Below are 11629 nucleotides of genomic sequence, written 5' to 3' on the forward strand. Positions count from 1 at the left end.
CCCGACACGAAGAGGTGCCGATGAACGTACGATCCGATGCCGACGACCGCGCTCCCGCGCGGCTCGACGTGAGCGACCTGAGCGTCGCATTCGGCGGCCTGACCGCGCTCGACGGCGTCTCGTTCGACGTCCGTCCCGGCGAAGTGGTCGCGCTCATCGGGCCCAACGGCGCCGGCAAGACCACCGTCTTCAACGCGGTCTGCGGGCTCGTCCGGCGCCGCGGCGAGGTGCGCATCGACGGCACCGCCGCACCGCGGCGCACCGCCGCACTGAGCGCGCGCGGCGTCTCGCGCACCCTGCAGGGGCTCGGCCTGTTCGCCGGACTCACCGCGCGCGAGAACGTCCTGCTGCCCGTGTCGGGCCGACGCGACGACGACGATCTGGTCGCGGCGCAGCTGCGCGCGCTCGACCTCGACGACCTGGCCCATCGCCAGGTGACCACGCTGTCGTATCCCGACCGCAAGCGGGTGGCGCTCGCCCGCGCCCTCGTCACCACCCCACGCCTGCTGCTGCTCGACGAGCCGGCGGGCGGCCTGGGCGCCGATGACATCGCGGGTCTCGGCGAAGTCATCGCGCGCGTCGCCGCGACCGGCTGCGCGGTGCTGCTCGTCGAGCATCACGTCGACTTCGTCATGGGTCTCGCCGACCGCATCGTGGTGCTGGACTTCGGCCGCGTCATCGCCCGCGGAACCCCCGACGAGGTGCGCACGGATCCGCGGGTCGAAGAGGCGTACCTCGGCGTGAAGGCCCGCGCATGAGACGGGCAGACGCACAGCCGCAGGCGGTGGCGCACCGCGGCGCGTTCGAGATCCGCGACCTCACCGTGGGGTACGGCGGGGCGCCTGTGCTCCACGGCGTCGGCTTCGCGCTCGCTCCGGGCGAGGTCGTGGCGCTCCTGGGTGCGAACGGCGCCGGCAAGACCACCCTCCTGCGCACGCTCGCCGGGCTGGTGCCGGCGGCATCCGGCGCCCTCGTCCTCGACGGCGACGACCTCGCGGACCTGCGCACCGAGGACCGTGCCCGCCGAGGCCTCGCCCTCGTGCCGGACGGGCAGAGCGTGGTCGCCGAGCTCACGGTCGACGAGAATCTGCGACTCGGTTCGCTCTGGCGGCATCGCGGGGCACCGCGCGAGCGCGCCATCGCGGAGATCTACGACCTGTTCGAGCCCCTCGCCCGTCGCCGCGCGAGCGCAGGGCACCAGCTGTCCGGCGGAGAGCGGCAGATGCTCGCCGTCGGGCGCGCGCTGATCGCCGAGCCCGTGATCCTCGCGCTCGACGAGCCGTCGCTGGGGCTCGCGCCCCTCGTCGTGGCGCAGCTGATGGGGACACTGCGGGATGCCGCCGCCAGCCGTGGGCTGACCGTGCTGCTCGCCGAGCAGAACGTCACCAGCGCCCTGTCGATCGCCGATCGCGGCGTCGTGCTCGACCTCGGCCGCGTCGTGGCGGACGCGCCGGCCGCGGCCCTCGCCGCCGATGAGACCCTCCGACACGCCTACCTGGGATTCTGATGGACCGACTGCTCTTCCTCCTGGCCACCGGCCTCGCGCGCGGCGCGATCTTCGCGCTGTTCGCGCTGTCCCTGGTGCTGATCTGGCGCGCCGCGCGCATCGTGAACTTCGCGCAGGGCGCGATGGCACTCGTCGCGACGTACGCCGCGTTCGCGGTGACCGGCCTCACCGGCTCGTACTGGGCCGGCTTGGCGGCCGGGCTCATCGCCGGCGCCGCGCTCGGTCTCGGCGTGGAACGCGGCCTGATGCGCTTCGCCCCGCACAGCAGCCCGCTGTCGGGAGTGATCGTGGCCATCGGGCTGGTGATGGTGCTGCAGTCGCTGCTCGGCATCCTGTTCGGGGCGCAGTACCGTCCGATGCGCGCGCCGTTCGACGACAGCCCGATCACGATCGGCGGCGTGCCGCTGCTGTCGCCGTACGACGTGTTCGTCCTCGTCGTGGCTCTTGCGGTCATGGCGGTGCTCGCGCTGCTGTTCACCCGCACATCGCTCGGGCTCCAGCTGCGCGCCTCGGCCTTCGCCCCCGAGGTGTCGCGTGTGCTGGGCGTGCGGGTGGGCCGCATGGTCACGATCGGCTGGATGCTGTCGGCCGCGGTCGCCGCGCTGGCCGCCATGCTGCTCGTGCCCACCGAGCTGGGGCTCAACCCGCACGCGACCGACATGCTGTTCGTCTACGCCTTCGCCGTGGCCGTTGTCGGCGGGCTGGACTCGCCGGTAGGCGCGCTGGTCGGCGGGCTGGTCGTCGGAGTCGCGATGACCCTCGTGACCGGGTACCTCGGCGCGACCGTCGCACCCATCGGAGTGCTGGTGCTGCTCGTCGGGGTGCTGCTCGTGCGACCAGGCGGCATCTTCTCGCTGCGGGAGGCGAGGAGCGCATGACCCGCCTGCTTCCCTCGCTGCGCGGCATCCCTCGCGTGCTCGTCTTCGGTGCCGTGCTCACGCTGATCGCCATCGGCGGCACCTTCCTGCTCGACCCGTATCGCAACTTCCAGCTCGCCACGGTGGCGGCCTACTTCTGCGCGACCGCGGGGCTCACCCTGCTCATCGGGCAGAGCGGGCAGCTCTCGCTCGGGCAGGCCGCTCTCATGGCCGCAGGCGGTTACGGCTACGCGCTGACGGCGAATGCGATGACGGATGCCGGGATCACCGGCATCCCGCGATTCCTGACGGGCATGCTGGTCGCGGTCGTCGTGTCGGCCGCACTCGGCTGGCTGCTGGGGCTCGCCGCGGCGCGCCTGCGCGGACCGTACCTCGCCGGCGTGACACTCACGCTCGTCATCGCGGTGCCCGCCGTCGCGGCCGTGTTCTCGGGCGTGCTGCGCGGCGACCAGGGTGTGCAGATCGCCTACGACGGCGTGCCGCCCGTGCTCGAGCGGCTCATCGCCGTCGAGCAGTGGCAGGCGTGGGTCGCGATCATCGTGGCGGGCGTCGTCGTCACCGCGCTCGCCGCGCTCGCCGGCGGACGCCTCGGACTGCGCATGCGGGCGGTGCGCGACGACGAGACCGCCGCGCGGCTCAACGGCGTGCGCTCCGGCAGGGTGAAGGTCACCGCGTTCACGGTCAGCTCCATCGCGGCCGGGGCGGGCGGCGCGGTGCTCTGCTTCGTCACGCAGTCGGTGAGCCCGGGCGCGTACACCCTCGCGTTCTCGCTGCTGCTCGTCGTCGCGGTCGTGCTCGGCGGACTCGGCAGCATCGGCGGCGCGGCGATCGGGTCCGCGCTCATCGTGCTGCTGCCGTGGCTGCTCGGGACCGCCACGGCCGCGCTGCCGCTGTCGGCCGAGGTCGCGCAGCGGCTGTCGGGCAACCTCTCGATCCTCGTCTTCGGCCTGCTCCTCATCGTGGTCACGCTCGCGTGGCCCGGCGGGCTCGCCGGCCTCCGGCGCCGGCGACGTCGCACGGCGCGGCTTCCCGTCGCGCCCTCGCACGCGGCCGTCGTCGCCGATACGTCGACCGAGTCGGACCCCGCGTCGTCGGCCCACGAACCGTCCGCAGCTGCGGCCGCCGGGTCGCGGCATCCGTGATCGTCCACTCGTCCCGCACCACCCACACCACACAGAAAGAGGTGACCATGTCACAGCACTCCCTCACACGCCGCGTCGCGGCGCTGGTCGGCGCATCTGCCGTCGCCGTCGCGCTCGCCGGCTGCAGCACGCCCGCCGCCCCGGGCGGGGCCGACGAGGCCGTTCCCGGCGTCAGCGACGACACCGTGACGATCGGCACGCACACGCCGCTGACCGGGCCGGCTGCCGCCGGCTACGCGTCGATCTCGGCGGCCGCGACGGCGTACTTCGCCTACCTCAACGAGAACGGCGGCGTCCACGGCCGCGACATCGAGTACATCGTCAAGGATGACGGCTACAACCCCGCGAACACGCAGACCGTGGTCCGCGAGCTCGTGCAGGAGGACGAGGTGTTCGCGATCGTGAACGGCCTCGGCACGCCGACGCACACCGCGGTCCTCGACTACCTCACCCAGAACGAGGTGCCCGACCTGTTCGTGGCCTCGGGCTCGACCAGCTGGAACCAGCCGGAGAAGTACCCGAACACGTTCGGGTTCAACGCCGACTACGTCGTCGAGGGTGCCGCGCTCGCGCAGTACGCGGCCGACGAGTACCCCGACAAAGTCGTGTGCCTGCTCGGGCAGGACGACGACTTCGGCGACGAGATGATCGAGGGCGCGGAGCTGGCCCTCGGCGCCGACGGGCTCGCGCAGGTGGAGCGGTACTCGGTCTCGAACCAGGACGTCGCGGCGCAGATCGGCGCCCTCAAGGCGGCGGGGTGTGAGATCAACATCCTCGCGACCATCAACGGCTTCACGGCGCTCGCCGTCGGGACCGCCGCGCAGCTGGGGTGGTTCCCGATGTGGTTCTCGTCGTCGTCCGGCGCGAGCTACGAGACGCTCGTCGAGTACCTCGGCGCCGACGTGGGACCCAAGCTGCTGCAGGGCCTCGTGGGCACCAACTACCTGCCGGCCGCGGGCGGCGACTCGGAGTGGGTCTCTCTCTTCCGGCAGATCAACGACGAGTACAACGACGGCGCGCCGTTCGACGGAAACACCGTCTACGGCATGAGCGTCGCATACCTGTTCGCCGAGGCGCTCGAGGCCGCGGGCGAGAATCCGACGCGGGAGTCGCTGATAGACGCCGTCAGCGCCGGTGATCTCGCCGGCAACGGCATCCTTCCCCTCTCATTCGGTGAGGACAGCCACGCCGCCTACCTCGGCGCCGGCATCACGACCGTCGACCAGGGCGTGCAGGACTACGTCGGGGCGACCTACGCGGTCGACGGCGGCACCGTGACCACGGTCGACCCGTCGCCCGTGACGCTCTCGGGCGAGGGCGTTCCCGGCTCCTGATCCCGCTGCGAACGGCCCGGGCCCTGCGGTCCGGGCCGTTGGCGTCGCCGCCTGCGTCGGCGTCGGCGTCTCCGTTCGCCGCCTGCGTCGGCGTCTCCGCTCGCCGTCTGCGCATCCATCGACGGGCGAGACCTCAGTGGGTGGACGAGACCGTGGGGGTTTCCCAGGGTCTCGTCCGCCCACTGGGGTCTCGCGGATCCGGCGAGGGGCGGAGCGTCAGACGACGGGGGAGAACTGTGCGACGAGCTCGCGCTTGAGCACCTTCCCGCTCGAGCCCAGCGGCAGCGACGGCACGAGGTGCACGATGCGCGGGTACTTGTAGGCGGCGATGCGATCGCGCACGAACGCCACGACGTCGTCGGGGTCGAGCTCGATGCCGTCGTGCGCCACGACCGCCGCGTGCACCTCCTGGCCGCGGACGTCGTCGTCGACGCCGAACACGGCAGCGACGGCGATGCCGGGATGCCGAGCGAGCACGGCCTCCACCTCGGTCGGGTAGACGTTGTACCCCGACCGCACGATCATGTCCTTCTTGCGGTCGACGATGGTGAGGACCCCGTCGGTGTAGGTGCCCAGGTCGCCGGTGCGGAACCAGCCGTCGACGACGGCGGCGGCCGAGGCATCCGCTCGTCCGAGGTAACCCTTGAACAGGTTGTGCCCGCGCACGACGATCTCGCCGAGGGCGTCGTGCGCGTCGACCAGCACGACGGTCTCGTTGACGTCGGGGTCGGCGATCGCGACGTCCACGCCCCAGAGGGCGCGGCCGACGGTGCCCGGCCGGATCGGCTCGCGCAGCGGGTTCGACGACACGGTGGGTGCGGTCTCGGTGAGGCCGTACCCCTCGTGGACGTCGGCGCCGAAGGCATCGCGAAAAGCCTCGAGGACGGCGACCGGCAGCGCGGCCCCGCCCGAGACCGCGTAGCGCAGCGGAGGGCGGGCGGACGAGCGGCGGGCGGCCTCCAGCATCCCCACGTACATCGTGGGCACGGCCGTGAACACCGTCGCGCCGAGGTCTGCCGTGAGCGCGAGCGCCTCGTCGGCGTCGAACCGCGGCAGCAGGATGACGGATGCCCCGACTCGCAGCGCGATGTTCATCACGGCGGTCTGCCCGAAGGTGTGGAAGAGCGGCAGCCCGCCGAACACGACATCGTCGGCGCGCAGGTCGAAAGCGTCGATGAGCGTCGTGTGCACCTGTTCGACGATCGACAGGTGCGAGCCGACGGCGCCCTTGGGCGTGCCGGTGGTGCCGCTCGTGTACAGGATGGTCGCCGCATCCAGCGGGCCGACGGGCTCGTGGCGGGGGATGGGCTCCGCGGCGGCGGCCTCGGCTTCCAGGCGGGGCAGGTCCGCGCCGGCATCGGCCGGGAGCAGCACCGTGACCAGCGGCACGCCGGCCGCCGCGGCGGCGGGCACCGCTTCGCCCAGCAGCGGGGCGGCGACCACGAGCAGGTCTGCGCTCGCGTCGCGGAGCACGTAGGCGATCTCGTCGGCCTTGAAGAGCAGGTGCACCGGCACCACGATCGCGCCGAGCGAGAGCGCGGCGTAGTAGACGCGGGCGAAGTCCGGCACGTTCGGCACCAGCATCGCGACCCGGTCGCCCCGGCCGATGCCGCGTGCGCGCAGCGCGCCGGCGTAGGCGCGCGTCTGGTCCCACAGCTCGCGGTACGTCGTGGTCGTTCCGGCGAAGTGGAAGGCGGTGCGTTCCGCGTGGCGGACGGCCGACTCCGCGAGGATGCTCGCGACCGACAGGGTCGCATAGCCCGCGCCGTCGATGGCCGGGTCGAGGGGATGGGTGGTCATGTCGGGCCTTCCGTCGTCGTTGAGCGGTGGAGGAGTGACCGGATGCCGCCGGTCGCGCGGGCTCAGGCGCGCAGCTGTGCGCGACCGAGGCTCGCCAGGTGGACCTCGTCGGGGCCGTCCGCGATGCGCAGCGAACGGACCCCGGCGTACAGCTCGGCCAACGGGGTGTCGGACGAGACCCCCGCGCCGCCGTGGAGCTGGATGGCACGGTCGATGATCTGCTGCACCGCTCGCGGCACGGCGATCTTGATCGCCTGGATCTCGGTCATCGCGTGCCGGTTGCCCACGGTGTCCATGAGCCAGGCCGTCTTCAGCACGAGCAGGCGCAGGGCCTCGAGCTGGATGCGGGCCTCGGCGATCCACTCGCGCACGACCCCCTGCTCGGACAGCGCGCGCCCGAATGCGTGCCGCGACGACGCGCGCTCGATCATCAGCGCGAGGGCGCGCTCGCCCATGCCGAGCGCGCGCATGCAGTGGTGGATGCGGCCGGGACCGAGCCGCGCCTGCGCGATGGCGAACCCGTCGCCCTCGCCGGAGATGAGGTTCTCGACCGGCACGCGCACCTCGTCGAAGGCCACCTCTGCGTGACCGCCGTGGTCGCGATCGTCGTAGCCGAACACGCTCAGCGGGCGCACGATCCGCACTCCCGGGGCGTCGCGCGGGACCAGGATCATGGACTGCTGGCGGTGGCGCGCCGCATCCGGATCCGTCTTGCCCATGACGATGAAGACGGCGGCGTCGGGGTTCATGGCGCCGGTGGACCACCACTTGCGGCCGGTGATCACGTAGTGATCGCCGTCGCGGCGGATGCTGGTGCCGATGTTCGTCGCGTCGGACGACGCCACCTCGGGCTCGGTCATGCAGAACGCCGAACGGATGCGGGCATCCAGCAGCGGCTCGAGCCAGCGCTCCTTCTGCACGGCCGTGCCGAAGTCGTTGAGCACCTCCATGTTGCCGGTGTCGGGCGCGGCGCAGTTGAACGCGGCCGGCGCGAGGCGCGGGCTCCAGCCGGTGATCTCGGCGACGGGCGCGTACTGCAGGTTCGTGAGCCCGGCTCCGCCGTGGTCACCGGGAAGGAAGAGGTTCCAGAGGCCCTGTGCGCGGGCCTTCTCCTGCAGCTCGCGCACCACCGGGCGGACCGTCCACTCGTCGGGTGTCGCGGCCAGCTGCTCGTCGAGGACGGGCTCGGCGGGGAGCACATGCTCCTCGAGGAAGGCTCGTGCCCGCTCGGTGTAGTCGCGGGTGGTCGCATCGGGGGCGAAGTCCATCAGTGCACCTCCTGTGTGCCGGCCTCGGCCGCGCCGAGGCCTGTGCGGGCGAGGGGTTCGACGAGCGCGCCCATGCGGTCGAAGCCTTCGCCCACGGTGTCGCCGGCCTGATACCGGAAGTGGATGCCCTCGAGGATCACGGCCAGCTTGTACGCGGCGAACGCGCGGTACCACCGCAGGTCGGGCACGGCGATGCCGGCGCGCTCCGCGTAGGCCTCGGCGAGCTCGTCGAAGGACGGGTAGCCGGCGGCGGTGTCGACGGCGCTGGGCACCACGCCGCCTCCGCCGGGCAGCTCGCCGATGTCCCAGTACAGGGCGAAGATGCCGAGGTCGACGAGCGGGTCGCCGATGGTCGCCATCTCCCAGTCGAGGATCGCCGAGATCCGCGGGTCATCCGCCTCGCCGACGACCAGCGCGTTGTCGAGGCGATAGTCGCCGTGCACGATCCCGGACCGAGTGGAGGCCGGCACGCCGTCGGCAAGACTCGACTGCAGCGCGTCGAGCACCGGCGTCGCCCGAGAACGCGAAGCATCCAGCTGGCGACGCCACGTCGCGAGCTGGCGCTCGAGGTAGCCGTCGGGGCGGCCGAAATCGCCGAGGCCGACGGCGGCGGGATCGACGGCGTGGAGGTCGGCGAGATGCCGGGCGAGGTCGAGGCTCAGCCGCCGCACGCCATCGGCGGTGTACTCGGCGTTCTGCTCGCGCCGAGCCAGGACGCGGCCCGGAGCGCGCTCCATCACGAAGAAGACGGTGCCGGTGACCTTGGCGGGCCCGGTGTCGTCGACCACGTCGATGGCCTGCGGAACCGGCACCGCGGTGCCGGCCAGGGCGGAGATGACGCGATGCTCGCGCCGCATGTCGTGCGCGCTGGACAGCACGTGCCCGAGCGGAGGGCGCCGCACGATGAGCGGGATGCGCGCTCCGTCGATCGCGTACGTGAGGTTGCTGCGGCCCCCGGCGATCACCTCCGCCGTGAGCGCGCCGGCGGCGAGGTCGGGGTGCGCCTCGCGCAGCCACGCGGTCAACCCCGCGACATCCAGTCCCGGAACTCCGGTCATCGTCGGCCCTCTCCCCGTCCCCGTCGGCGGGGTGGTGACCTCAGCATACCGGATGGTCGGTTTGTCCGGGTGCGTGCCGAGACGATGAGCCCCGGTTGCTCAGCGAGGGAGCGCCGGCGACCGAGGCGAAGCGTGCTCAGCCGGTCGCGAGAAGCCGGGACTCGATCGCTGCGCGGATGGATGCCGGCACCGGCGTCGGGCGCCGGGCCTCGGCATCCACGAAGACGTGCACGAAGCGCCCGGTCGCGATCGGCTCGTCTTGGCCGGTACGGAGGATGCCGAGCGCCCAGGTGACGCTCGTCGTGCCGAGGCGCTCGACGCCGATCCCGACCTCGAGGGTGTCCGGGAAGCCGGCTGACGCGAGGAATTCGCACGACGACGCCGCGCAGAGCGCGATCGCATCGCCGCCGAAGGGCTCCAGGCCGCCTTCGCGGATCATGAAGGCGTTGACCGCGGTGTCCATCGCCGCGTAGTACACCGTGTTGTTGAGGTGCCCGTACTGGTCGTTGTCGTTCCACCGGGTCGGGAACGGCTCGCGCACCGGGTATGCGGCGCTCATTCGCCGACCCGCAGCATGAGGCGGAAGGCGACGCGGGCGCGCTCGGCGCTCGGGGTGTCGCCCGAGATGAGGTCGGCGTACGTGAACGACTCCGACAGCCGCACGAGGATGTACGCGAGTTCGGCGGGGGTGATCGCTCCGCCGAGCGGCGCCTCGCCGAGGTCGCGGCGCACGAGCCAGTCCGCGGTGGCGACGTATCGACGCTGGATCGGGCTCTCCTTCGTGGTGAGCAGTCGCAGCGCGCGCGCCGGCTCGCGCCGCAGGAAGGATCGGAAGTACTCGGCCGTGATGAGGTCGTCGACGAAGTGCGTCAGGATGCCGGCGACCCGCTCGCCGCCCGCGAGGGTGCGGCACGCATGCTCTGCCTGCACCAGGGTCGGGATCGCCAGTGACCACAGCACCTCGCTCAGCAGCGCGTCGCGATTGCCGACCCAGCGGAACAGCGACGTGCGGTCGACCCCCAGGTCGCCGGCGAGCGCGCTCATGTCGATGCGGCGTCCGCTGATCAGTGTGGCGCGTGCCGCGTCGAACGCGCGCTGGGCGTCGGGGTGGCTTCCGCTCGCGAGGCGCTCCGACAGCCACGAGGGTGCGGCATCCGTCCCCACGCGCGAGATGGTCGCGGGTGCGGTCGTCGTCGGGGCCGCGGCTGCCGGTGAGCTCATGCGGGAACTCTACCCGTCGGGTCCAAGATTGCTGCAACGTTTCTGAAAGTGTTGTGCAACGTTCTGGAAAGTGATGCATACTCGTCGGACGACCACCGAAGGAGAGACGATGACGTTCACCTTGACCGAGCCGCAGGCGGACGAGACGGCGCCCGGCGCCCGTGCGGACGTGCTCGACGCAGACTTCTACGAGTTCCAGAACCTTCTCACGGATGCCGAGCAGCAGGCCCTGCGCGAGATCCGCGAGTTCCTCGAGACCGAGGTGCGGCCGTTCGCCGACGACCACTGGGACCGCGCCGAGAGCCCCCGACACCTCGTCCCGCAGATCGCCGCGCTCGGGCTGTACGGCAACGCGTTCGCCGAGACGCGCACCTTCGAGAACAGCAACGTGTTTCGCGGCTGGGTCGCGATGGAGATCTCGCGCGCCGATCCGTCGACGGCCACGTTCATCGGCGTGCACAGCGGCCTCGCGATGACCTCGATCGCGGTGGGCGGGTCGGACGAGCAGCGGGCCGAATGGCTGCCCGTGCTCGCCCGCGGCGAGCAGATCGCCTGCTTCGGACTCACCGAGCCCGGCCACGGCTCCGACACGGCGAAGGGCCTCGAGACGACGGCGGAGCGTCGCGGCGACGAGTGGGTGCTCAACGGTGCGAAGCGCTGGATCGGCAACGGCGCGTTCGCCGACGTCGTCGTGATCTGGGCGCGCGACGTCGCGGACGACCAGGTCAAGGGCTTCCTCGTGCGCACACCCTCGGTGGGCTTCGAGGCGACCAAGATCGAGCGCAAGCAGTCCCTGCGGACCGTCGAGAACGCCGACATCGTGCTGACCGACGTCGTGGTCCCCGAGAGCGACCGGCTGCAGCGCATCGACGGGTTCCGCGATCTCGCTGTCGTGCTGCGTCTCACTCGCGCGCAGGTCGCGTGGCAGGCTCTCGGCGTCGCGGTCGGCGCGTACGAGTGCGCGGTCGCCTACGCGAAGGCCCGCGTGCAGTTCGGCAAGCCCATCGCGTCGTTCCAGCTCGTCCAGCAGAAGCTCGCCGACGCGCTCGCCAACATCACCGCCTGCATCGGCATGTGCGTGCGTGTCTCGCAGCTGCAGGACGACGGCGTGCAGAAGGACCACCACTCCGCCATGGCGAAGGCCTTCGTCAGCGCGCGGGTCCGCGAGACGGTGGCGCTCTGCCGCGAGATCTGCGGCGGCAACGGGGTGCAGCTCGGCGGGCAGGAGCAGCTGGGCATCCCCGCCGGCTACGGCATCGCGCGCTACTTCGCCGACGCCGAGGCGGTGTACACGTTCGAGGGCACCTACGACATGAACTCCCTCATCGTGGGCCGTGCCATCACGGGCATCGCCGCGTTCGTCTGACCTGCTTGTCCGCGGAACGGCGGCAGTGCAGCTGCGCGTTCCGAGTGCGCCGCTG

General features: G+C 72.0%; 11 protein-coding genes. 6 read left to right on the forward strand and 5 right to left on the reverse strand.

Annotation, left to right across the window (positions count from 1 at the left end):
• Nucleotides 1-20 precede the first annotated feature (20 nt).
• Genes ACI3KX_RS02390 through ACI3KX_RS02410 form a run of 5 tightly spaced genes read left to right on the forward strand, consistent with a single transcriptional unit; the run spans nt 21 to nt 4861 of the window.
• Nucleotides 21-758, forward strand: coding sequence for an ABC transporter ATP-binding protein (locus ACI3KX_RS02390; protein WP_404907506.1), 738 nt, complete (start codon nt 21-23; stop codon nt 756-758).
• The gene (locus tag ACI3KX_RS02395; RefSeq protein ID WP_404907508.1) at nt 755-1507 is read left to right on the forward strand and encodes an ABC transporter ATP-binding protein; all 753 of its coding nucleotides are present in this window, start codon (nt 755-757) and stop codon (nt 1505-1507) included. Before ACI3KX_RS02390 ends, ACI3KX_RS02395 begins: the two co-directional genes overlap by 4 nt.
• The gene (locus ACI3KX_RS02400) at nt 1507-2385 is read left to right on the forward strand and encodes a branched-chain amino acid ABC transporter permease (protein WP_363358042.1); all 879 of its coding nucleotides are present in this window, start codon (nt 1507-1509) and stop codon (nt 2383-2385) included. Before ACI3KX_RS02395 ends, ACI3KX_RS02400 begins: the two co-directional genes overlap by 1 nt.
• Complete coding sequence (locus tag ACI3KX_RS02405; protein WP_404907510.1) at nt 2382-3527, forward strand: branched-chain amino acid ABC transporter permease; 1146 nt, start codon at nt 2382-2384, stop codon at nt 3525-3527. The genes ACI3KX_RS02400 and ACI3KX_RS02405 overlap by 4 nt, the downstream gene beginning before the upstream one ends.
• Nucleotides 3528-3574: 47 nt before the next feature.
• On the forward strand, nt 3575-4861 hold the full coding sequence (locus ACI3KX_RS02410) for an ABC transporter substrate-binding protein (protein ID WP_404907511.1): 1287 nt from the start codon (nt 3575-3577) through the stop codon (nt 4859-4861).
• A 216-nt stretch (nt 4862-5077) separates the two neighbouring features.
• On the opposite strand, the gene ACI3KX_RS02415 is transcribed toward ACI3KX_RS02410, so the two are convergent.
• From ACI3KX_RS02415 to ACI3KX_RS02435, 5 genes are all read right to left on the reverse strand, one after another.
• Nucleotides 5078-6661 (reverse strand): AMP-binding protein, encoded by a 1584-nt coding sequence (locus tag ACI3KX_RS02415; RefSeq protein WP_404907513.1) that lies wholly within the window; start codon nt 6659-6661, stop codon nt 5078-5080.
• Nucleotides 6662-6723: 62 nt separating this feature from the next.
• Complete coding sequence (locus ACI3KX_RS02420; RefSeq protein ID WP_404907515.1) at nt 6724-7929, reverse strand: acyl-CoA dehydrogenase family protein; 1206 nt, start codon at nt 7927-7929, stop codon at nt 6724-6726.
• A complete protein-coding gene (locus ACI3KX_RS02425) occupies nt 7929-8987 on the reverse strand; it encodes a phosphotransferase family protein (RefSeq protein ID WP_404907517.1) in 1059 nt (352 codons plus the stop codon). Before ACI3KX_RS02425 ends, ACI3KX_RS02420 begins: the two co-directional genes overlap by 1 nt.
• A gap of 136 nt (nt 8988-9123) precedes the next feature.
• Nucleotides 9124-9546 (reverse strand): acyl-CoA thioesterase, encoded by a 423-nt coding sequence (locus ACI3KX_RS02430; RefSeq protein WP_404907519.1) that lies wholly within the window; start codon nt 9544-9546, stop codon nt 9124-9126.
• Nucleotides 9543-10208: a QsdR family transcriptional regulator gene (locus ACI3KX_RS02435; RefSeq protein WP_404907521.1), complete on the reverse strand. Its 666-nt coding sequence runs from the start codon at nt 10206-10208 to the stop codon at nt 9543-9545. Before ACI3KX_RS02435 ends, ACI3KX_RS02430 begins: the two co-directional genes overlap by 4 nt.
• A 109-nt stretch (nt 10209-10317) precedes the next feature.
• Between ACI3KX_RS02435 and ACI3KX_RS02440 the strand changes: the two genes are divergently transcribed.
• Nucleotides 10318-11574 carry an acyl-CoA dehydrogenase family protein gene (locus ACI3KX_RS02440; protein WP_363358034.1) on the forward strand — a complete coding sequence of 419 codons (1257 nt, stop codon included), beginning with the start codon at nt 10318-10320 and terminating at the stop codon, nt 11572-11574.
• Nucleotides 11575-11629: the final 55 nt, after the last annotated feature.

It is taken from the genome of Microbacterium sp. ZW CA_36, assembly GCF_044987475.1.
In the GTDB taxonomy this organism is placed as follows: Bacteria; Actinomycetota; Actinomycetes; order Actinomycetales; family Microbacteriaceae; genus Microbacterium.

What these genes read in the sequence shown, in the direction of transcription:
- ACI3KX_RS02390 (WP_404907506.1), top strand. Translation starts at nt 21, where the DNA reads ATGAACGTACGATCCGATGCCGACGACCGCGCTCCCGCGCGGCTCGAC.
- ACI3KX_RS02395 (WP_404907508.1), top strand. Translation starts at nt 755, where the DNA reads ATGAGACGGGCAGACGCACAGCCGCAGGCGGTGGCGCACCGCGGCGCG.
- ACI3KX_RS02400 (WP_363358042.1), top strand. Translation starts at nt 1,507, where the DNA reads ATGGACCGACTGCTCTTCCTCCTGGCCACCGGCCTCGCGCGCGGCGCG.
- ACI3KX_RS02405 (WP_404907510.1), top strand. Translation starts at nt 2,382, where the DNA reads ATGACCCGCCTGCTTCCCTCGCTGCGCGGCATCCCTCGCGTGCTCGTC.
- ACI3KX_RS02410 (WP_404907511.1), top strand. Translation starts at nt 3,575, where the DNA reads ATGTCACAGCACTCCCTCACACGCCGCGTCGCGGCGCTGGTCGGCGCA.
- ACI3KX_RS02415 (WP_404907513.1), bottom strand. Translation starts at nt 6,661, where the DNA reads ATGACCACCCATCCCCTCGACCCGGCCATCGACGGCGCGGGCTATGCG.
- ACI3KX_RS02420 (WP_404907515.1), bottom strand. Translation starts at nt 7,929, where the DNA reads ATGGACTTCGCCCCCGATGCGACCACCCGCGACTACACCGAGCGGGCA.
- ACI3KX_RS02425 (WP_404907517.1), bottom strand. Translation starts at nt 8,987, where the DNA reads ATGACCGGAGTTCCGGGACTGGATGTCGCGGGGTTGACCGCGTGGCTG.
- ACI3KX_RS02430 (WP_404907519.1), bottom strand. Translation starts at nt 9,546, where the DNA reads ATGAGCGCCGCATACCCGGTGCGCGAGCCGTTCCCGACCCGGTGGAAC.
- ACI3KX_RS02435 (WP_404907521.1), bottom strand. Translation starts at nt 10,208, where the DNA reads ATGAGCTCACCGGCAGCCGCGGCCCCGACGACGACCGCACCCGCGACC.
- ACI3KX_RS02440 (WP_363358034.1), top strand. Translation starts at nt 10,318, where the DNA reads ATGACGTTCACCTTGACCGAGCCGCAGGCGGACGAGACGGCGCCCGGC.